We start from the raw sequence: 22,555 nt of genomic DNA, 5'->3' as shown, positions 1-22,555 counted from the left end.
CCGCGGGTAATACCAATCTCCGTTGGCTCAGTTGTCGCTAATTGATGATACTCTCTGATTTTTATGATTTACTGAATTACACTCAATCAGAGATGTTTGTATATCGGGTAAGTTCGTTAATGAATTTTAAGTTCCCTCTGGACAGTAGCGGTTTGACCAAAACCCCTGATTCCGGTGCAGCCAATACACTAACTAACCATGCTGCCCGCGTGCAGGGAAAAGTTACCCTGGCGCGCTTGCCTGAAAATGTACTTCGCATACAGCCGCAAAGCGCGGCCAATTCAGATGATCTTCATTTCAAAACCCCTTCATCATTTTCTTTTAATGATAAAGCGCAGCATCAATTGGCACGAAACTCGAATTTTCTCGATACGAAACCGGTTCTAGCTGAATATACCACCTCCACCAAACGTGTGGTCGTAAGTCCAGAGCAAGCCAGCAAAATTGCGCAAGCGGTAAGTAAAGCATTACCCGCTAATGCTTCAGTAACGGCTGGCCCGATTCAAGCAACCGTTGTCCATGCACCGGGTAGCCAACTCTCGTTGAAACTAGCTTTACCGGGTAGTCCCATCGTTAATATAGCGTTAAATCAGCCGGTGGTAGTCACCCAGGGTGACAAAATTCAACTGTCTCTGATCGCTAATTCTGCTACCGACCTGCGCATTAATATCAATACAGGACCACCGAATAATACGTTTATCGCCGAGATGAAACTCACCCCAAATCATATTCTGGCGCAACAATTTACCAAACTACAATTGACAACGGGAGTCAGTATTTCACCTCACGTTTTACAAACGATCTTGGATAGCGCCGGCCTTTCTTCAGTAAAATTGGGCGATGCCGCCGCTGTCAGCCTCTCATTGAAAAACCAGCAACTCGCAGTTACCACTCAACATACTCAAGCAATAGCCCAACTGACCTTAACGAAAGAAGTGGTTAGATCGTTGCCAGTGTTAACAAGTCTGGATGTGGTGAAGTCATTACCTCAACTAGTTCCGTTAGAGCAAACCGCGGTTAAAAGCAGCCTTTCCAATTCCCCATCAACAGGTCATTTGTCAGCAAGGTTAGAATCAGCAGGAAAAATGCAACTTCATGACACTATCATGCAGTTATCTCGACGTTTACTTAATGAAACGGGGTCAACTCGCGAAGCACTTACGCAACTTATTACCACGCTGAATTCATCCCCAAAAACCACTTCCTCCGACACGGTGGCGTTAATGCGAGGATTGAGCCATCAGTTGACTCAGGGCTTGGTAGCAGAAGAAAGCATTGGCTTGAAAAATATACAAGGCGTAGCGTCGTCAGAGTCTACGGTGAAACCTCCTATGGTACAGGCCTTACTAACGTTGTTTTCCAGCCCAGCACTACCTGTTACCAGCCAGTCGATCATTTCACCGATTACCCAGTCTAATTTCGTCAACGGTTTGGTAGCCGTGTTACAAATGACGTTTGCCGGTCGCGCAATTCGTAACCAACCACATTTAGCCACTTTGGCAGATGATCCGAGGTCATTTTTACATAAAAGTATGACCAACTTAGGCGCGACAGGCTCACCGTCGAAGTCCAGCCAGGAGTTCTCTCGCTTCGACGGACATAGACAAATTCTGGACAGCATTAAAACTTTGTTAGCCAATCATCGTCAGCAAAAGTTAACTAACCTGGACAATCGAATTCAGGGGCAGGAAAGCTTTTATTATGTTTTACCCGTTAACAGCCAAAGCCAGGCGCCACCTGAAGTGTTATTAAAGCGTGAAGAGCAGCAACCGGATGCGCAAAACACTAATGACAACACAGACAAAGTGTGGAATTTCACCATGAAACTGGATATAGACGAGCTAGGCAAATTACTGGTGAAAAGCAAAGTGTCACCTACCAGCCTCAATTTAAATTTATATGCATCTTCAGATGCATTATTGGAAAAGGTTCAAGATACCTTACCAGCCCTTCTTAAACGCTTTAGTGCACTAGGACTGACAATTGAACAATCCAGTTGTCAGCGGGGTAAAATACCTGACACGTTAAGCGATAACCCCTACCAGCTTTTTGAAACGCGCGCATGAAAAATAAAAACAAACGGGCAATTGGCTTAAAATACGGCAACACTGATGATAAACAGGCGCCGAAAATCATTGCGAAAGGCTTTGGGGAGCTGGCTGAGGAAATCATTACACTTGCCAAAGAAAGTGGCGTGCTCATCCACGAAGACCCACATTTAAGCGAAGCGTTGGCCACGTTCGATCTGGGCCAAGAAATTCCAGAAACTCTGTATTATGTAATTGCAGAACTTATCGCTTACTCTTACGTGCTACAAGGTAAGAAACCCAATGGCTGGGATGATACTACTTCCCCCGTGAATGAAACGGTGTAAGAGCCAAAAAAAACGCTTTATCCGACAAGGATAAAGCGTAATGAGTGATTGGGAAGAGGATTTTAGATTCTTACCATAGGGCCGGCAGCCCCATGATGCTTATAAAGCTTCGTCAGATTCGCCGATGGCTTCTTCAACTTTATGTTTTTTATCCAATAACAATTCACTGCGAATTTTCGTTTCGATCTCGGCCGCAATTTCAGGATGTTCTTTTAAGAACTTCATAACATTTGCCTTACCCTGGCCAATGCGATCACCCTTATAGCTGTACCATGCCCCAGCTTTATCTACTAACTTCTGCTGCACACCTAAATCAATCAGCTCGGCCTCTTTACTGATGCCTTCACCGTAACGGATCATAAACTCAGCCTGTTTGAAAGGAGGGGCAACTTTGTTTTTCACCACTTTCACGCGGGTTTCATTACCTACCACTTCATCGCCTTCTTTAACCGCACCAATACGGCGGATGTCCAAACGAACCGATGAATAAAATTTAAGTGCGTTACCGCCGGTCGTTGTTTCAGGATTACCAAACATCACGCCAATTTTCATACGGATCTGGTTGATAAAAATACATAAAGTATTAGAACGTTTAATATTACCTGTTAGTTTACGGAGCGCCTGGGACATCAAGCGGGCTTGCAGACCTACATGCGAGTCCCCCATCTCTCCCTCAATTTCTGCTTTTGGTGTCAATGCAGCAACCGAGTCAACAATGACTACATCAACTGCACCAGAGCGGACTAACATATCGCAGATTTCTAACGCTTGTTCACCCGTATCGGGCTGTGATACCAACAAATCATCAATATTTACACCCAGCTTTTCTGCATAAACAGGATCTAGCGCATGCTCGGCATCAACGAATGCACAGGTTTTACCTTTTTTCTGAGCCTCAGCAATGACCTGCAATGTCAGGGTGGTTTTACCCGATGATTCTGGGCCGTAAATTTCTACTACCCGTCCGCACGGCAAACCACCTATACCTAATGCGATATCAATAGTAAGAGAGCCGGTTGAAATGGCCTCAATATCCATTGCCTGATTATCACCTAGACGCATGATCGCGCCCTTACCAAACTGCTTCTCAATCTGTCCAACAGCGGCGCTAAGTGCTTTCTGTTTGTTATCGTTCACGATAGCATCCTTATGAATGTATTCTATCTGGCAAAAGTGAATAGCTACCAGATTAGGTATAAGTGAAATTACCAACAATACTATACTGTATAATTATACAGCTCAAGTATTATTTGCGTGTGAAGAGAAGAAATTTTAAAGGATTAGTGCGGATGATCAACCAGCCATTGGTGCAGATATCCAATACAAAATGCAATTGCCTGATTCCGCACAGCATTTCGATCACCACTGAATACGCGGTGCAGTTGAATAGTTTCTCCTGCAATCCAGAAGCCGAACCAGACTGTTCCCACCGGCTTTTCAACACTCCCTCCGCCGGGCCCAGCGATACCACTCACTGCTATGCCAACATGTGCTTGCGCGTTCTGCGCACATCCAGCCGCCATCTCTTTTACGGTCTGTTCAGAGACGGCACCAAATTGGTTTAATGTCTGGCTAGTTACGCCTAGCAAGCGCTGTTTTGCCTCATTGGAATAGGTTACCCAACTTTGCCTGAACCACTCTGAGCTGCCGGCAACAGAAGTGAAATAATAAGCCAGTCCCCCGCCGGTGCAGGATTCTGCACAGCTGATGTGCCAAGCGCGCGCTTTGAGCAACTTACCAATGGAGATAATCTTATCGGAACTGGACTCTTGCACAGAAAGACTTGAAAATAGCTCGCTCATATAAATAATACATTGCTGGTCGATTCAATCTGATTGTGACATTTTTCGTTTTTCAGTGCGAGTCTGTCGTTTAGCACTTGACCATTAATAATAAAGTATCGAGGCATTCTTGGAATCACATACGCCGATGATGCGCCAATATTTATCCATAAAGGCGCAACACCCTAATATTCTTTTATTTTATCGAATGGGCGATTTTTACGAGCTTTTTTACGATGATGCGAAGCGCGCTGCGCACTTACTCGATATTTCGTTAACCGCGCGCGGGAAATCGGGCGGCGATCCTATTCCAATGGCGGGTGTGCCGTATCACGCGGTAGAAGGTTATCTTGCCAGACTGGTGAAATTAGGCGAGTCGGTCGCTATCTGTGAACAAGTGGGCGACCCAGCCACGTCGAAAGGCCCGGTAGAGCGACAGGTCCAGCGTATTGTTACGCCCGGCACGGTTACCGATGAAGCCTTACTCGAAGAAAGACGTGATAATGTTTTGGCAGCGGTGTGTCAACAACAAGGACGGTATGGGCTCTCTACGCTGGACATCACCAGCGGGCGATTTTTAGTATGCGAATGTGATACAAACGATGAGTTACTGGCTGAGTTGCAAAGAGTTAATCCGGCAGAGTTGCTTTATCCAGAGGGCTTTTCCAGCTTGCCTTTAATCGCACAGCGCAAAGGGTTACGCCGCCGCCCTGAATGGGAGTTTGATACCGACACAGCCGTCTCCCAATTGAATGAGCAATTTCAAACCCGAGAATTAAGCGGTTTCGGTATCGCAGATCTTACTATCGGTCTGGGCGCAGCCGGCTGTGTACTACAATATGTAAAAGATACGCAGCGCACTGCTCTGCCCCACATCCGTAGTTTGCACACATTACAACAAAACAGTCTGGTGCAGCTGGATGCCGCAACCCGCCGCAACCTGGAGCTTACCCACAGCATGTCGGGTGATCAGGATAATACCCTGTTCAAGGTAATGGATACGACTTCCACAGCCATGGGTAGTCGCTTACTGCAACGCTTTATTCATGCCCCCATTACCCATCGCGAAGAACTTCTAGCGCGCCAGGATGCCGTACAAGCGTTTGTTGATAGGCCGACAGATGAAATTCCAGAAAGTTTGAAAAATATCGGGGACATTGAACGAATTATGGCGCGCCTGGCGCTTCGTTCAGCACGCCCACGGGATTTTTCACGTCTGCGTAATGCCTTCAATTTGTTACCTTTGTTGCAACAAGAACTCGAGTCATTCTCCTCCCCCCTTATTTTACGTCTAAAAAAGCAAATCAATACTTATCCAGCGTTTCAATCTTTGTTAAACAGTGCCATCGTTGATAACCCTCCCGTGGTGATTCGCGATGGCGGCGTGATTGCTCCCGGCTATAACGCTGAGCTGGATGAATTGCGCGCACTATCGCAAGGTGCTACCGATTATTTAAACCAGCTCGAGCTGCGTGAACGCGAGCGCACCGGCATCGCTACGCTTAAAGTGGGCTACAATAAAGTGCATGGTTTCTTTATAGAAACCAGTCGTGCCGCCAGTAACGAAGTGCCCACCGATTATATTCGTCGGCAAACGCTTAAAAACACCGAACGCTATATCACCCCGGAACTCAAGGAGCATGAAGACAAAGTGCTCACCAGCCAGGGGCGAGCTCTAACTTTAGAGAAACAGCTGTTTGACCAGCTGTTTGATAAGTTGTTACCACAGCTTAGTGAACTCATCAATACGGCAGCCGCCTTAGCCGAACTGGACGTACTTTACTGCTTTGCAGAGAGGGCCACTGCCTTACAGTTACACCGCCCCGCCCTTACCGACGAAGATGTGGTGCAATACGAGAATGGGCGCCATTTAGTGGTGGAACATGTGATGTCTGATCCCTTCATTGCCAATCCGTTATCGTTGGATGAAAAGCAACGTATGATGGTGATAACCGGGCCCAACATGGGGGGGAAGTCGACATACATGCGGCAAACTGCACTTATTGTTTTGATGGCCTACATCGGCAGTTTTGTCCCCGCCGAGCAAGCAAAAATAGGCCCTATTGATCGTATTTTCACTCGGATTGGGGCTTCGGATGATTTGGCTTCGGGTCGCTCGACCTTTATGGTGGAGATGACCGAAACCGCCAACATCTTACATAATGCCACTGCGCGCTCTTTAGTGCTCATGGATGAAATTGGTCGTGGCACCAGCACTTACGATGGCCTGTCTCTGGCGTGGGCATGCGCAAGCTATATTGCACAATCACTCAACGCGTATACTCTTTTTGCCACCCATTATTTTGAGCTCACCCAATTGGCAGATGCCCATAGTCAAGTTATTAATGTGCATCTGGATGCCGTCGAGCATGACGACGTTATCCGCTTTATGCACAAAGTCGAAACCGGTGCCGCGAATAAAAGTTATGGTTTACAGGTAGCACAGTTAGCAGGAGTACCCAAACCGGTAATTGCCGCCGCCAAGGATAAATTACGCGAGTTGGAGCGCAGTCAACACCAGCCTGCGCCGATAGCAGATGCGCCGCCCGTTAGCCAATCTGCACAATTAGATTTTGACTTAACACAAGCTGACTCGCCACTCTATAAGGCCGTAGCTGAGATAAGTCCGGACGAACTCAGTCCCCGTCAGGCACTGGATCTGATTTATACATTGAAAAGATTGAGTGAGTCATAACGCTAACGGTGTGTAGTTACATTTTTTCGGCGCGAATCCCTAACAGACAGCCCCACCTCATAGCGGAGGGGTTACTTGGCAGGGTTACTCTGCACGGACGGCATCGGGGCGTTGCCGAATGGATGTTTCTAGTGGAGTGTGAAGCTAAAACCATAAATGGCGGCAATGGCTCTCGCTAATTATCTAAAACGGATGTGTTACAAGCTAAGAGGGTTCATATATGGTATTCCGCACTCCTGCGGTAAGGTAAAAATAAAAATTCCACCCTCGCTGACAGGTAAATGGATTGTTTGCCTGCTACTCTTTCGGTATACTATTGCGCCGTCCAAGTGCTAATTATTTCGCACAAATTAGTACGTTACCCAACTCCAACGCCTTAGGTTTTGCATGACAAATTATATTTTCGTCACAGGTGGTGTAGTTTCATCGCTTGGTAAAGGTATTGCTGCTGCGTCGCTCGCGGCTATTTTGGAAGCACGGGGGCTTACCGTCACCATGCTCAAGCTTGATCCTTATATCAACGTTGATCCAGGCACTATGAGTCCCATTCAGCATGGTGAAGTATTTGTAACCGACGACGGCGCAGAAACTGACCTTGACTTAGGGCATTACGAGCGCTTTATCCGCACCCACATGACTAAACGTAACAACTTCACCACCGGCCGGGTGTATGAAGAAGTGTTAAAGCGGGAGCGTCGCGGTGACTATTTAGGCGCTACTATCCAGGTTATTCCCCACATTACCAATGAAATCAAGCGTCGTGTTATCGAAGGTGCACAAGGCCACGATATCGCTATTGTTGAAATTGGGGGCACCGTTGGGGATATTGAGTCACAACCTTTTCTTGAAGCGATTCGACAGTTGGGTACCGAGCTCGGTCGAGACAAAGCCATGTATATGCATTTGACTTTGGTGCCCTATATGCCTGCTTCGGGCGAAGTCAAAACCAAACCTACGCAACACTCGGTAAAAGAATTACGTTCAATCGGTATTCAGCCCGATATTCTGGTATGTCGTTCCGTTGGCTCGCTGCCAGCAACTGAGCGCTCTAAAATAGCGCTGTTCACCAATGTGGCTGAAAAAGCCGTGATTTCATTAAAGGACGTGGACAGTATTTATCGCATCCCTGCGGCGTTGAAAGCTCAGGGAATGGATCAGCTGGTTGTCGATCGTTTCAGATTAGAGTGTCCGGAAGCGGATTTAACCGAATGGGAGCAAGTTCTTTACGCTGAATCTAACCCAACCGGCGAAGTTAACATAGGTATGGTAGGCAAATATGTCGAACTTCCCGATGCATATAAATCTGTTAACGAAGCATTAAAACATGCCGGATTAAAAAATCGACTGACGGTTAATATTCATCATATCGACTCGCAGGATGTTGAGAGTAAAGGCACGCAGATTCTAGAAAAACTGGATGCCATTTTGGTTCCTGGCGGCTTTGGCGAACGCGGTATTGAAGGCAAAATTGCCGCAGCGAAATATGCCCGTGAAAACCACGTTCCCTATCTGGGTATTTGCTTAGGAATGCAGGTGGCACTGATTGAATTTGCACGAAATGTCGCAGGTATGCAAAACGCCAACAGCACTGAATTTAATCCCGCTACCCCTTATCCCGTGGTAGGGTTAATCACAGAGTGGTTAGATGCCGATGGCAGCACTGCATTGCGCGATGAAATGTCTGATCTGGGCGGCACGATGCGCTTAGGTAGCCAGCTATGTCACCTGATACCGGGTACCAAAGTACACGAGATCTATGGTAACGCAGAAATCTACGAGCGCCACCGCCATCGTTACGAAGTGAATAATAACCTTCGCGAAAAAATTGAGCAGGCGGGCTTGAAAGTCAGTGGTTTGTCCACCGACAAAAAACTTGTAGAAGTCATCGAACTACCAGACCATCCTTGGTTTGTCGCAGGTCAGTTTCACCCCGAATTTACATCGACGCCCCGTGATGGGCATCCGTTATTTACTGGATTCGTTGCCGCAGCGGGCAAATATCAAAAAGCGAATCACTAATCTGAATTGGGGTGACCGTCGTACTCCCGTCGACTAAACCCCGTCAATTGTTGAGGAAAAAGTAGCATGGCGAAGATCACTCGCATCGTTGGACGCGAAATTATGGACTCACGTGGTAACCCAACCGTGGAAGCCGACGTGTATTTGGATTCAGGTGCTATGGGTCGCGCAGCTGCCCCATCAGGTGCTTCGACAGGTTCACGAGAAGCTCTGGAACTGCGCGATCACGATGCATCACGGTATCTGGGCAAGGGTGTTCTTAAAGCGGTTCAGGCCGTCAATGACATAATCGCTCCTGCTTTAATCGGTATGGATGCCAGCGCACAGGCAGAGCTGGATGGCAAGATGATTAAGCTGGACGGCACGGAAAACAAAGAAACCCTGGGGGCCAATGCGATCCTGGCAGTTTCACTGGCTGCGGCAAAAGCGGCGGCGGCCGATAAGGGCGTTGCTCTGTACGAGCACATTGCTGATCTTAACGGCACTTCTGGTCAGTATTCCATGCCCGTTCCGATGATGAATATCATCAACGGCGGTGAACATGCTGACAACAACGTTGATATTCAGGAATTCATGATTCAGCCTGTCGGCGCACGCTCTTTCAGAGAAGCATTGCGTATGGGCGCTGAAATCTTCCATAACCTGAAAAAAGTGTTGAGTGCGAAAGGCCTTAATACTGCAGTAGGTGATGAAGGCGGTTTTGCGCCTGACTTAAGTTCGAATGAAGAAGCGTTAAGCGTCATCGTTGAAGCCGTGGAGAAAGCAGGTTATAAGATGAACGAAGACATTACGCTAGCGTTAGATTGCGCCGCCTCTGAATTCTATGCTGATAAGAAATACAACCTGTCAGGCGAAGGCAAGAGCTTTGATAATGAAGGGTTTGCTGATTACCTTGCGGAGCTAACCAGCCGTTATCCAATCGTTTCTATCGAAGATGGCATGGACGAAAGTGACTGGGAAGGCTGGAGCAGCCTGACTAAGAAAATTGGTGACAAAGTACAGCTGGTCGGCGATGACTTGTTTGTCACGAATACCAAAATTCTTAAACGCGGCATTGATGAGGGAATAGGTAACTCTATTCTGATTAAATTTAATCAGATAGGTTCTTTAACGGAAACCTTAGAAGCCATTAAAATGGCGAAAGATGCCGGCTTTACTGCAGTAATTTCTCACCGCAGTGGTGAAACTGAAGATGCCACCATTGCTGATCTTGCCGTCGGTACCGCGGCCGGACAAATCAAAACCGGTTCGCTATGCCGTTCAGATCGCGTGGCTAAGTACAACCAATTGCTTCGAATTGAAGAGGCTTTGGGTTCCAACGCGACCTACAAAGGTCGCAGTGAAATTAAAGGCCAGTAAGCAGAACTTGCCGATAGCCTCTGCTATCGGCATAATCTTTTTGTTTACGCTTATTAATGCAGTTTGCCTATGTCGTCAGCTAACGACCAGTCTACATCGCAATCAGATTTCTTTTCGCATAGCCGCGAGCAGCATTCTCTTCATCCCGACTTTAACGAAATTTGCAATGCCTTATATGAACGCGAATTAGCCAATCTGGCCCATCGTGGTCCAACCCAAATCAGTTTATTAAAAAGGCGTTTAGGGGGATTACCCCATCATGTTCGGCGGATAGCCTATTACCTTTCGAATAACCAGACCCCGTTAGCTATCGACAGTCACAATGGCAGTTGGCAGGCTCGCCAGGCCGCCTCGTGTCCAGGCAAGCATACTGACAAAGAAAAAAGCGTGGCGTGGTTTTCAAAACACGCTGCTCATGGCTTAGTCGTTGGCGTGTGGGTTGGCACATTAAACGAAGAACACATCGAGCTTGACTCTGTTGACAAAGTTCAAAAAGAAAATCACACATTGCACCTAAACAAACATGGTTGGTTTACGTTTGAAGGTGACTTTCTCGACCATGAGAAAAGTGATTTCGACAAGCGCCAGATGCTCAAACCAACAAAATCCGTGATGCAGGCGGCCTGCTGTGGTCACAGTTGGAATCACAAAGGTAAGATATCACCTCGACCACTTTCCCTTCGAGAAATGCTGCTCTCGATGGAAATAGAATGGAAAAATTTCACGTTACCTAAAAAGAAAGAGTGACCCCTACTCTTCTCTGCTAATTAAATAAACGAAATTCCGCCTATCATTCATGAAATCGTTGTAGTGTATCCGGTTTACGTTTATCAAGGTATTCTGGCGCGTTCGCCCTTTTATAGGATGCGATGGAGCAGGTTAGCTCTGTGAATTGCTGAAGCAACAAAGTCTGAAGATCAGCAATAGCATTCGCTACCACAATTCGCCACCACCAGCAAGAATCAGGACTAAGTTATAATTTTGCGGCATATAAAAATTGTAAAGAGTAATTGACTTACTTAGCTTCGCTGGTTAAATTGAGAACGAATCTGGTCAATAATACTAAAATATGAACACAGTAAACCTCCTCACTCTACTCATTATGGCAGCAAGACTGCACGGGTAGATTGCGACCAGCAAACAGAATTCACCAAAACCCGTGCAATGCACGGGTTTTTTTATATCTGATTAACAGGAAAAAGGGTGCAGAAAATGACAGCGGACACAGATAGGGTACTCTTTTTTGATACTACCTTACGCGATGGCGAACAGGCTTTACCTGCGAGCCTGAGCGCCAAAGAGAAGCTACAAATAGCACTGGCACTGGAACGATTAGGTGTGGACATTATCGAAGCGGGTTTCCCCGTTTCATCGCCGGGTGATTTCGCCTCAGTAAAAACCATCGCCCAGTCACTGCGTACGGCTATACCGTGTGGATTAGCCAGAGCCCTCCCCGCTGACATTGAGGCGTGCAGTGACGCCCTTAAGTCCGCATCCCGTTTTCGCATCCACACCTTTATCGCGACTTCCGATATTCATGTAAATGCAAAATTACGCAAATCACAGCAGCAGGTGGTGGAGATGGCTGTGGCAGCAGTTAAACATGCGCGCCGATATACCGACGACGTGGAGTTTTCCTGTGAAGATGCAGGACGTACCCATATTGATTATTTGTGTCGCATGGTGGAAGCCGCGATTAATGCCGGGGCCAGCACCGTTAATATCCCCGATACCGTTGGGTACACTACCCCTACCGAATTTGCCGGGATTATTGAATCATTGTTTAATCGTGTACCCAATATTGATAACGCGGTAATTTCCGTCCATTGCCATAATGATCTGGGGTTGGCAGTAGCCAATTCGCTGGCAGCCGTTGAAAAAGGCGCCCGACAGGTGGAGTGTACGATCAATGGCATTGGCGAGCGCGCCGGCAATTGCGCGTTAGAAGAAATCGCCATGATCCTCAAAACCCGCCAGTCGCACTTGAACCTTGAATGTAATATCCGCTCTACCGAGATTTCCCGCACCTCCAAACTTGTCAGTCAACTTTGCAATATGCCGGTGCAGGCTAATAAAGCAATTGTTGGCGCGAATGCATTCAGTCACTCCTCCGGTATCCATCAGGATGGTGTGTTAAAGGCGCAGAACACCTACGAAATCATGACGCCGGAAAGTGTCGGCATAAACAAAAACCTGTTGAATCTAACGTCTCGTTCCGGCCGCCACGTTATTAAACATCGCTTAACCGAGCTAGGTTATCAAAGTACTGATTATGATTTAGACACTATCTATCAGGCCTTTTTACAGTTGGCTGATAAAAAAGGGCAGGTTTACGATTACGATTTGGAAGCATTGTTGTTTTTTGACCAACAAAAACATGAGCAGGCCTACTATCAGCTGCTTTATTTACAAGCCAGTTCTGGTCGAGAGGTCGTTCCCAGCGCCACCGTTACGCTAAAAATTGGCGAACAGGAAAAGTCAGGTGCCGCCATTGGTAATGGGCCGGTGGATGCTGCATTTAACGCCATTATTACCATGCTGGGTAATATTGAGGTGGAAGTGGTCGACTTTAAACTTGACTCCAAAGGCCAAGGTGCGGACGCCCTTGCTCAGGTAAGCGTCATTCTATCTTATAAATCCCGCCGGTTTCACGGCATTGGTTTGGCTACTGATATTGTTGAGGCAGGTGTAAAAGCCTTGATATATGTTTTAAATAACACCTATGTAGCGGATCAGATTGACCACCATAAGACCCAGCAAGAGCGCATAGCAGGAGCATAAATGAAACAAGCAAATATAGCCGTGTTAGCAGGCGATGGTATTGGTCCAGAAGTGATGCAGGAAGCATGTAAGGTGCTTGACGCAATTTCTACGCTCTACTCTGTTCGCTTTTCACTACAACCCTATCTGGTAGGAGGAATAGCGATTGATAATACCGGCAGTGCGTTACCTGACGCTACGCTAAGAGGATGTGAGCACGCCGACGCTATTCTATTTGGTTCGGTTGGTGGACCCAAGTGGGATTCACTTCCTCCTGAACAACGGCCTGAACGCGCCGCCTTGCTCACGTTACGCAGCCATTTTGATTTATTCAGTAATTTACGTCCCGCAAAAATTTATACGGGTTTAGAGCATCTATCACCGCTGCGAAGTGACATCGCTGCCAGTGGGGTGGACCTGGTTGTCGTGCGTGAATTAACCAGCGGTATATATTTTGGCGAACCCAAAGGGGTGGAAGGCGATGGCGAAGAGCAGTTTGCCTTTGACACGATGCGGTATTCAAAACGTGAAATTCGCCGTATTGCGGTGGCCGCCTTCGAAGCGGCGAGCAGACGCCATAACAAAGTGACCTCCATCGACAAGGCTAACGTGCTTACTACCAGCCGTTTATGGCGTGAAGTAACTGAGGAAGTGGCGGCAGACTACCCGCAGGTCATCCTTGAGCATATGTATATCGACAATGCCACTATGCAGGTCATGCGAAATCCTGCGCAGTTCGACGTGCTGCTGTGCCCCAATTTATTTGGTGATATTTTATCAGACGAATGCGCCATGATGACTGGCTCGATGGGTTTACTACCTTCTGCCAGCATGAATGCCACGGGGTTTGGTTTGTATGAACCCGCTGGCGGGTCCGCCCCGGATATCGCAGGAAAAGGTATTGCCAACCCCATCGCGCAGATCCTTTCTGCGGCACTGATGCTGCGCTATAGCCTGAACATGGAAGACGCCGCACTCGCGATTGAGAAGGCGGTCGTTAGCACGCTCGCATCAGGCGTGTTAACTAAAGAGTTATGCAACTCTGCCAATTTACACTCGGCTGCTTTGACCGCCCAGGTAGGTGATGCCATTGTTAACTTTTTAATAGAAGGAACAACATTCAATGGCTAAAACACTTTACGATAAAATTTGGCAGGCACACCATATTGGCGATGTCGATGATGATGCCTTATTGTATATCGACAGACACCTGATACACGAAGTTACCTCCCCTCAGGCCTTTGCAGGCTTGGCTGAAAAAGGGCGTAAAGTGCGTTGTCCGCAGCGCACTATCGCGACTATGGATCATAGTATTTCTACCCGGTCTCTGGCGTTGGATGCCTGTGGCCCTGCCAATAAATTACAATTGACTACGCTGGCTGATAATTGCGCTAAACACAATATTACCCTGTATTCAGTGGGCCATCACAAACAAGGTATAGTACATGTAATGGCCCCGGAACAGGGCTTCATTTTACCGGGTTTTACGGTAGTCTGTGGCGACTCGCACACTGCCACCCATGGCGCTTTTGGCGCCCTCGCGTTCGGCATAGGCACCTCAGAAGTGGAGCACGTGCTGGCGACCCAGACATTGAAGCAGAATCGTGCTAATAACATGCGTATCACGGTCAATGGTACGTTAGCTTCTGGCATTACGGCGAAAGATCTTATCCTTGCAATTATTGGCAAGATTGGTCATGCCGGTGCCACGGGCTATGTGATTGAGTACGCTGGCAGCGCGATACGCGCTCTTTCAATGGAGGAAAGGATGACTGTCTGCAACATGTCTATTGAAGCAGGTGCGAAAGCCGGTTTAATCGCGCCGGATGAGGTGACCTTTAATTATTTGAAAGGTCGGCCACAGGCTCCGGCAGGTGAGCTGTGGCGAGAAGCAGTGGCGCAGTGGCAACAGCTTTATTCCGATGCGAATGCCGTGTTCGACGCTGAAGTAACATTAGATGCCGCTGAAATAGCCCCTCAGGTCACCTGGGGCACCAACCCAGGCCAGGTTATCCCTATTACTTCTACAATTCCCGCTCGCTCCGATTTCACCTCCGAGGTGGAACGCAACAGTGCTGAGCAAGCCTATCAGTATATGGCGCTCACCCCGGGCAGCAAATTAACCGATTTAAGTGTCAGCCATGTGTTTATTGGTTCATGTACCAATAGTCGTATCGAAGATTTGCGTGCCGCCGCGTCCATTGCGGCAAAGGGTCACGTGAGTCATGGGGTCACGGCCATTGTGGTACCCGGTTCCACCGCGGTAAAGCGGCAAGCAGAAGCTGAAGGGTTGGATAAAATTTTTACGGATGCGGGGTTTGAATGGCGATTACCCGGTTGCTCAATGTGCTTAGGGATGAATGATGACATTCTGCAACCTGGCGATCGCTGTGCTTCCACTTCTAACCGCAACTTTGAAGGTCGCCAGGGTAGAGGTGCTCGTACCCACTTGGTGAGTCCGGCTATGGCAGCCGCAGCAGCCCTAACTGGGAAGTTCGTTGACGTGAGGGAGATGTAAAAGATGGCAATTTCAAAAGGGTTTAACACGTATATTGGTACGGCGTGCCCCTTAAACAAAGCGAACGTAGATACCGACCAACTTATACCCAAACAATTTCTGACCGGCGTCACCCGTACCGGGTATGGTCGGCATTTATTTTACGACTGGCGCTATTTAGAAGGTGATGTGACAAAGCCTGATCCGAATTTCGTTCTTAATAAAGCAGAACATGCAGGAGCGGGCATTCTATTAGCCCGCGAAAACTTTGGCTGTGGTTCCAGTCGCGAACACGCGCCTTGGGCGCTCGCCGATCATGGCTTTACTGTTATCATTGCCGCTAGTTTCGCAGATATTTTCTTTAACAACTGTATCAATAATCAGATCCTACCCGTGTCATTACCATTGGACGAGCTGGACAGTCTTTTTACGCTGGTTGCGCAAAAACCCGATACACAAATACGAATAGACTTGCCTGCTCAACAACTTACTGCAGATAGACTGGCAATTACTTTTGCTATTCCCGCCCAAGCTAAAACTAGATTAATTAGGGGCTTAGATGCAATAGACCAGACCCTTGAGCATGAATCTGCGATTCATGCATTTGAGCATCGAATGCCAGCCTGGAGCTAGTGAAGCAGGTTTGGCGAACGTGTGTACACCCAAACATTTGAGAGAATACGCAAATACACTTGATCTGCGCATTCGTTTCAATGCTACTATGGGATAATAATAGCTGTTTCGCAGATAGGACACTCTATGCAAGTAAATATCGATGAGCTCAAGCCCGGCATGTATGTTACGCAGGTAGTTAAGCAATCTGGTACGATGGAAATTCGCTCCAGGGGAATGGTCAAAAGCCAGACCATCATCGATCAGTTAAGAGCAAAAGGCATAGAGGTCGTTGAGATAGATGTACGCAAGAGTAAAATAGACACGCCGCTGACGGTCAAAGAAGAAGAGGAAAAAACCAAAACCACGAAAACTAAATCTATCAGTAGCGAATCTGTTATCGAAGCCAATGCGTTGTATGCTCAGGCCGTAACCATTCAGGGTCAGCTAATTAAAGCAATGCAGTCAGGCGCACCTAAAGATCTAGGTTCCGTCTCGAATCTATCCACGAATATTATTAAATCGTTGTTTCAAAACCCAAACGCACTTTTATGTCTCACCATGATAAAAGATGCGGATGAGTACTTACTCGAACATTCAATTAATTGCAGTATTTTAATGGCCATGTTTGCCAGCCATCTTGGCATGAGTGAAGAAGAAATTAACCATGCCTGTATGGGTGCCATGTTAATGGATATTGGAATGGCCGAAATTCCGAAAGAATTAAGAACCAGCAAGCGGGAACTGACAGCAAAAGAGTGGGATGTCATACGCTCGCACGTTAAACGTGGGAAAGCACTGGTGGAGCAATTCGAAGGTATCCCTGCAAGCGTACTCACCACCATTGAACAGCATCATGAACGCAATGATGGCAGTGGTTATCCAAATGGCCTGAAAGGTGACGAAATATCTCAGATTGCCCGTATGGCTGCGATTATCGATTCGTATGACGCCATGATATCCGAGCGTCCATTCCAAGAAGCCGTAGCGCCAGCGGTGGCATTAAAGCGGTTGCATCAACAAGATAATTTAGACAAAGATTTAGTTAAGAAGTTTATTCATTGTATAGGCGTTCACCCTGTCGGTTCATTGGTTAAACTGAAGAGCGGTAAATTAGGTATTGTCGCGCAGCTTGGTAAAAAAGACCTGATGAAACCGGTTGTGATGACCTTTTACAATATTAAATCAGGCCATTACAGTGAAATTAAGCGACTGGATTTAAGCCAGATCCAGGACGAAATTATCAGCGGTGTAACCCCTGGTGATTTTAATATCAACCTGCCGAAATTTTTCCATGACGTGTTTGTAAGTCAAATCCCGGAAAGGTAACTGTGGGCTAAGAAAGCTTAATTTTACTGTCTTGTAGGGCGCTTATTTTACCACAGAGAAATTCGCGCCCGCTGCCGCCTGACCGTAATGCGGCCCTTCTTCATCCTTACCGACAACCAATGTTACCAGCCCCCTAGAAAAGACAAGTCGAATAGACGTGACAAGTTCCCCCCACTTAGCCAACAAAGCTTAAGATTTGGATCAATGTTAGAGCACACCTCTTGGCAGCGAGGAGACGAGTCTTATCGAACCCGCGCTGAATGCGGCCACTATTGTGGACAGCAATAGCATCTTAATCTAGTGCAGCTTTGGTGGGGTTAATTGCTATATAAAAAGCGTGTTACTACACTTGTTCATACGCTCAAGAGCAACCACCGAAGAAAACAATGAATCAAATAAAACTACTAACCCTAATCAGCTGTTTTACATTCATGTTGGGTTGCTCAAAAGCAACTGACGTAGCAGGTACAGATACCTCTGCAAACCAGCCTGACACTGAGTTCACCGCACAAATCGGTGACAATGAAAAAACCCAAGGCATCGTGCTGCTAAGCGGTTTACCCACCTTAAATACCAAAGATAGCATTGCCATACTGGAATTAGATCCGGAATCGGCGAAGTTTGGTGAAATTCTTTATGAATATGAATTACCCGAGTTTGATGCTCCATTACACCACTTGTACTACAGTCCCAATGGCCGGCTATACGCCACAGGTCTGGGCACTCAATGCAGTCTGGCTGAAATTGCCCTTATTCGCGATGCTACAGGCGCGCCCACTGTATCAGACGTGGAATGTCTTGATACACAAGGGCAGGTCGTGGGTGAAGATATCATGTGGCACAGTGTAAACGGCAAAGAATATATGTTTGTGACATTCATGGGAGGCACGGGTCTCGCACAACCAGATGGGGGTTCGGTTGGAGTATTTAACTCGCAGGACAACAGCGTTATTAAAGTGATTGAGGCCCGCAAAAGCGAAGTCGGTGAAAATGAACCGTATATCATGTTCCCACATGGTATTTCGGCCTACGGTGATCGTATGGTTGTTACCTCTACTATTCATCCCGATTTGGCCACAGGGGTGGGTAATGCGTTGACAATTATTGATCTTAACAAAATGGAGCCTATCGAAAATATAGTGACTGAAGACGCCCAACCTGTGGGGTTCCCATCTTCCCCGGTAGAAGTTCTGTTTGTCAGACCAAGTATTGTAAAAAATGCACAGCCAGCAATCCTGGTCAACACCATGTTCGGATTTGAGACCTGGAAAGTGCCCTATAATGAATCAGATAAATCTTTCGGAGTTCCGGAAAAGCTTTACGATGGTGCCACCGCGGGTACAGGTGTGCCGCTGGAATTGTATGGAAATGAAGACGAATTATTTATTAGTCACGCCATTCCGGGGATTGTGAAACGTTATAGTCTCAATAGCTTGCCAGAACTTGTATCCAGCGGCGAGGATATTCAGGCTGAACCTGGTGCCCACCACATGATTTTCTATTCCTCGGCGTCAGGCAGAAAATTAATTGCGATACAGAACAATTTGTTGAATCTGGGTGACGCAGCAGACAACGACCCAACCGATGTGGATTTTATTGCGAAGGTCAACCATCACTCGCTAACCGTGCATGATTTGCAGACCGGTGAACGTCTCGGTGAAATAAACTTTAAGGATAAGTTTAAAAAAGGGATCGATAATATCGAGGCGTTATTTGGCTCTGGCTTTGTGCATCACCACTGATTTTCGTGCGTATCTGGGTCATTTGGGGAAGCGTGGTTTCACTCATAGCAGGCTTCCTCGTTATCTATATCTTAACGACCCCGCGTTATGGTGCGCCCAATCCAGTTGAGAACTTCAATGTTCCCTTTGTGTTTGGCCGTTTTACGATCCCGGCTGACAATCTGCTTACTAAGGAATCCATCGCGCTTGGCAGGCGTCTGTTTTATGATCCACGCCTCTCAGGAAACAATCAGATTTCCTGCGCAACGTGTCATCAACAATCACTGGCATTTACGGATGGGCTTGCAGGTTCAGTGGGAGTTTCGGGAAAACCGTTGGCATTTAACAGCATGAGCCTTGCTAACCTGATGTGGGGACCCGCGCGTTTTTTCTGGAATGGTCGCGCAACCAGTCTTGAAGAACAGGCACTGATACCCATTCAACATCCTGACGAAATGGCTCAGGATCTGGGCTCATTGATAAAGGAGCTGTCCCAGGACGATACCTACGTCGAGCTATTTGGTATTGCCTATGACGGGATAAGCAAAGAGGCTATCGCTAAGGCATTAGCCAGTTTTCAACGAACGCTGATATCTGCGAATTCGCGGTATGATCAATATTTACGGGGAGAAATATCTCTTAATGAAGAAGAAGAGCTGGGAAGAAAGCTGTTCATGGCCCACCCGGATACAAAATCAAGCTTAAGAGGGGGAAATTGCATCGACTGCCATAGCCAGTTCCTAACCAGCGGCTTTACGGCTCAGCTTGATGGCTTCAGCAACAATGGACTGGACAACGACGCGGCACTACTTGCCGGCCTTTCAGAGGTAACAGGTAAAGCGGAGCACCGAGGCTTTTTCAAAACACCGACGCTGAGAAATATTGCCGTCACAGCGCCTTATATGCACGACGGAAGATTTAGTACTTTAGAAGACGTACTAAATCATTATAACGGTGGCATTCAGCACAGTGAGACCCTTAGCCCACTGATTGTCGAGGCGGATAATATTGACAATCATCAAGGTAGTACCATCAGCCTGAACCTCACTGCAAAAGAAGAAAGAGCCATTATTAGCTTTTTGCACACGTTAACCGATGAGCAATTCCTCAGCGACACACGTTTCTCCGACCCTTTTAAGGAGGCACCGCCCAGATGAATATCACAAAAATAATTTTCCTCATTGTAGAAATATTTTCAGTGCTTACGGCATGTATGGAACAAGCTTCCACAGCGCAAAAAATTACCCTTCGATTGCTCCCCTATGTGGGTCAGCAGCCTCTTATATTCAATGAATATCGTTATTCCAACCCCGGTGGGAAAGGTCATTTTAAAATCCGCGACTTTCAGTTTTACTTAAGTAACATCAGGTTGTCGGCCGAAGGACACGTTTATCGGGTACCGGACAGCTATCATCTGGTTAGGTTTGATAACGAAAATGGTTTTTACGAAATTGACTTAACAATTAAAGAGCCGTATCCGTTTTCACAGATCACATTTGGGGTGGGTGTTGATGAAAAAGCCAACGCTACTATCCTCAATGTAGGCGATCTGGATCCGAACAGTCGGATGGCGTGGAATTGGGAGGTAGGTTATAAATTTATTTTATTTGAGGGCTTTTTGAGTCTTTCGGAGGATACCATTCCACTGGTGTATCACATAGGGTTCGATGAAAACTACACGGAACTTTCCCTGCCCTTGCATTTAGCAGACACACCCCATGTGAGCATCTTCAAGGTCGATATTTTGTCTCTCTTTAACGGCCAGGGTGCTTTAGATCTTGCTGAAATACCTTCAGTTAAATTCGATAGGCAGGATGCCAGACAGATTGCGGCAGGATTTGCTCATCTGATCAGTACCTGCGATGCCTCCTGCACTTAAACGAAAGCAGCATAATACTTCGATTGACCGCCTAGACGAATAAGCTCCCCGGCAAAGTGTTTTTTTGTTAGAGACGCTGAGCTGGCATGCACTGGGGCCAGTCATACCCTAACAAGCGCAATGAGAGATAACCTGATGTAGACAAACACTAAAAACTCCTGACTTGCCAGCACCCAGGTGAGGGGCGTCAAAGTCAGATGGCGTCGCACCGAAAGGTTTTTTGACCTGTTTGAATGTTTCCGGTATTTCGTTAAGAGCTCCTCGTTTTCACGGGGATGACGACTCTTATCTACACACGCAAATGACACTTAGCTCCGTAATAAACTTCGGGCCATACTTAACAGAATACGCAGCAATAGGGTGAAATTTGCATTCGGTCAGTTGGTTGTACTAAAACCGATATCGTAGAAAAATACCCCACCACTTGATGACGCGAATTTAACGCCATTTCGCCCGTATAAAAAATAAACATCTTGTTTGCAACTATCTCTTTTCTTTAGCCAAAATAAGAGTAATATCCGGGCACTTTTTATGAGGGCTCTCTCGATGGCTATTGGTTTTCACGAACGTAAAGAAAGGCAGCTGCTGCGCTTGTCTCTGTATGTTGCCTTTCTTTTCGTGGTGGTGTCGATTGTGTTCGCCATTGCAAGTGGCTCCAGCGCCATTTTGTTCGATGGCGTGTACTCGTTGATTGCATTTTTTATGGCACTGCTGACCTTGAAAGTCGCAAGCTTAGTGCAACGTCCTGATGATGATCGCTTTCACTTTGGTTATACCGCCATTGAACCCACATTAAACTTGTTTAAGTCGCTGATTATAATCGCGATTTGTTTATATGCTTTTTTTAGCTCACTGATCAGCCTGATAGAGGGCGGCAATGTGTCGGAATATGGTATCGCCATTGTCTACGGTGTATTTGCTACATTTGGGTGTTTTGGCGTGTCGTTTTATATGCGCCGCCATGGTAACAATCTGCGCTCAGATTTAGTTATGGTCGATGCGCATACCTGGTTCATCGATGGCGTGCTCAGTGCGTCGATATTGATTGGCTTTATCGTGGCGTATACCCTCAATCTGTATGGATACAGCACATTGGCCCTGTATGTCGACCCCGTGCTTCTGATGATCCTGGGGCTGGCGTTATTACCCATTCCAATTAAAATTTTGCTCGCGAGTTTGAACGAAGTCATCAATAAAGCGCCGCCTGAAGCTGTGACCACGGTTATTGAGAAAAAACTGGCTAAGTCACTCAGCGCCGTGCCATACCAACACGTGGAGGTACGCATCAGTAAGCAAGGCAGAGATCTTTATATGTTGGTGCACATTATTGTCGATAAATCGTTTTCGGTGGCCACCATCAGTGAATTGGATGCTATTCGTAAAGATTGTGAGCGTGATTTACGTGAATGGGACCCCTCGATAATGATGGATATTCTGTTTATTCAGGATCCAAAACTGGCTGACTGATCGCAATCAGGGCATCCTACATGCATCAAAGCAACAAAAAGTGTGACAAAAATATCTAGTTA

At 46.9% G+C, this 22,555-nt stretch carries 17 protein-coding genes; 15 read left to right on the top strand and 2 right to left on the bottom strand.

Features of this window, described 5'->3' with window-relative positions; translation table 11 throughout:
* Positions 1-119 precede the first annotated feature (119 nt).
* Together fliK and OPS25_RS00370 are read left to right on the top strand one after the other, a co-directional pair.
* Positions 120-2,066, top strand: a complete 1,947-nt coding sequence (gene fliK / locus OPS25_RS00375; protein WP_265615659.1) for a flagellar hook-length control protein FliK — start codon at positions 120-122, stop codon at positions 2,064-2,066.
* Positions 2,063-2,374 carry an EscU/YscU/HrcU family type III secretion system export apparatus switch protein gene (locus OPS25_RS00370; protein WP_265615658.1) on the top strand — a complete coding sequence of 104 codons (312 nt, stop codon included), beginning with the start codon at positions 2,063-2,065 and terminating at the stop codon, positions 2,372-2,374. Before fliK ends, OPS25_RS00370 begins: the two co-directional genes overlap by 4 nt.
* A gap of 99 nt (positions 2,375-2,473) precedes the next feature.
* Here the strand turns inward: OPS25_RS00370 and recA are convergent, their stop codons facing one another.
* Both recA and OPS25_RS00360 read right to left on the bottom strand, forming a co-directional pair.
* Positions 2,474-3,511, bottom strand: a complete 1,038-nt coding sequence (gene recA, locus OPS25_RS00365) for a recombinase RecA (RefSeq protein ID WP_265615657.1) — start codon at positions 3,509-3,511, stop codon at positions 2,474-2,476.
* Positions 3,512-3,654: 143 nt separating this feature from the next.
* Entirely contained in the window at positions 3,655-4,176 is a 522-nt protein-coding gene (locus OPS25_RS00360; RefSeq protein WP_265615656.1) for a CinA family protein, read from the bottom strand.
* A gap of 127 nt (positions 4,177-4,303) precedes the next feature.
* On the opposite strand from OPS25_RS00360, the gene mutS reads away from it, so the two are divergent.
* The 13 genes from mutS (at position 4,304) to OPS25_RS00295 (ending at position 22,493) form a co-directional block, all read left to right on the top strand.
* Positions 4,304-6,850, top strand: coding sequence for a DNA mismatch repair protein MutS (mutS, locus tag OPS25_RS00355; RefSeq protein ID WP_265616129.1), 2,547 nt, complete (start codon positions 4,304-4,306; stop codon positions 6,848-6,850).
* 387 nt (positions 6,851-7,237) lie between these two features.
* Entirely contained in the window at positions 7,238-8,869 is a 1,632-nt protein-coding gene (locus OPS25_RS00350) for a CTP synthase (protein WP_265615655.1), read from the top strand.
* 66 nt (positions 8,870-8,935) lie between these two features.
* Entirely contained in the window at positions 8,936-10,228 is a 1,293-nt protein-coding gene (gene eno, locus OPS25_RS00345; protein WP_265615654.1) for a phosphopyruvate hydratase, read from the top strand.
* A gap of 69 nt (positions 10,229-10,297) precedes the next feature.
* Positions 10,298-10,975, top strand: coding sequence for a hypothetical protein (locus OPS25_RS00340; protein ID WP_265615653.1), 678 nt, complete (start codon positions 10,298-10,300; stop codon positions 10,973-10,975).
* Between the two features lie 465 nt (positions 10,976-11,440).
* Positions 11,441-13,009 (top strand): 2-isopropylmalate synthase, encoded by a 1,569-nt coding sequence (gene leuA, locus OPS25_RS00335; RefSeq protein ID WP_265615652.1) that lies wholly within the window; start codon positions 11,441-11,443, stop codon positions 13,007-13,009.
* Entirely contained in the window at positions 13,010-14,119 is a 1,110-nt protein-coding gene (gene leuB / locus OPS25_RS00330; protein WP_265615651.1) for a 3-isopropylmalate dehydrogenase, read from the top strand.
* On the top strand, positions 14,112-15,506 hold the full coding sequence (gene leuC / locus OPS25_RS00325; protein ID WP_265615650.1) for a 3-isopropylmalate dehydratase large subunit: 1,395 nt from the start codon (positions 14,112-14,114) through the stop codon (positions 15,504-15,506). Before leuB ends, leuC begins: the two co-directional genes overlap by 8 nt.
* 3 nt (positions 15,507-15,509) lie before the next feature.
* A complete protein-coding gene (gene leuD / locus OPS25_RS00320; RefSeq protein WP_265615649.1) occupies positions 15,510-16,118 on the top strand; it encodes a 3-isopropylmalate dehydratase small subunit in 609 nt (202 codons plus the stop codon).
* A 126-nt stretch (positions 16,119-16,244) separates the two neighbouring features.
* Positions 16,245-17,426: an HD-GYP domain-containing protein gene (locus OPS25_RS00315; RefSeq protein ID WP_265615648.1), complete on the top strand. Its 1,182-nt coding sequence runs from the start codon at positions 16,245-16,247 to the stop codon at positions 17,424-17,426.
* A gap of 386 nt (positions 17,427-17,812) precedes the next feature.
* Entirely contained in the window at positions 17,813-19,168 is a 1,356-nt protein-coding gene (locus OPS25_RS00310; protein ID WP_265615647.1) for a hypothetical protein, read from the top strand.
* 32 nt (positions 19,169-19,200) lie between these two features.
* Positions 19,201-20,304 (top strand): cytochrome-c peroxidase, encoded by a 1,104-nt coding sequence (locus OPS25_RS00305; protein WP_265615646.1) that lies wholly within the window; start codon positions 19,201-19,203, stop codon positions 20,302-20,304.
* Positions 20,301-21,026, top strand: a complete 726-nt coding sequence (locus OPS25_RS00300) for an MbnP family protein (RefSeq protein ID WP_265615645.1) — start codon at positions 20,301-20,303, stop codon at positions 21,024-21,026. Before OPS25_RS00305 ends, OPS25_RS00300 begins: the two co-directional genes overlap by 4 nt.
* Positions 21,027-21,572: 546 nt before the next feature.
* Complete coding sequence (locus tag OPS25_RS00295; RefSeq protein ID WP_265615644.1) at positions 21,573-22,493, top strand: cation diffusion facilitator family transporter; 921 nt, start codon at positions 21,573-21,575, stop codon at positions 22,491-22,493.
* Positions 22,494-22,555 lie beyond the last annotated feature (62 nt).

The sequence above is a fragment of the Alteromonas aquimaris genome (assembly GCF_026183695.1).
GTDB classification, from domain to species: Bacteria; Pseudomonadota; Gammaproteobacteria; order Enterobacterales; family Alteromonadaceae; genus Alteromonas; species Alteromonas aquimaris.
The sequence above is the reverse complement of the archived record's forward strand: the minus strand, read 5'-3'. Positions and strand labels throughout refer to the sequence as shown.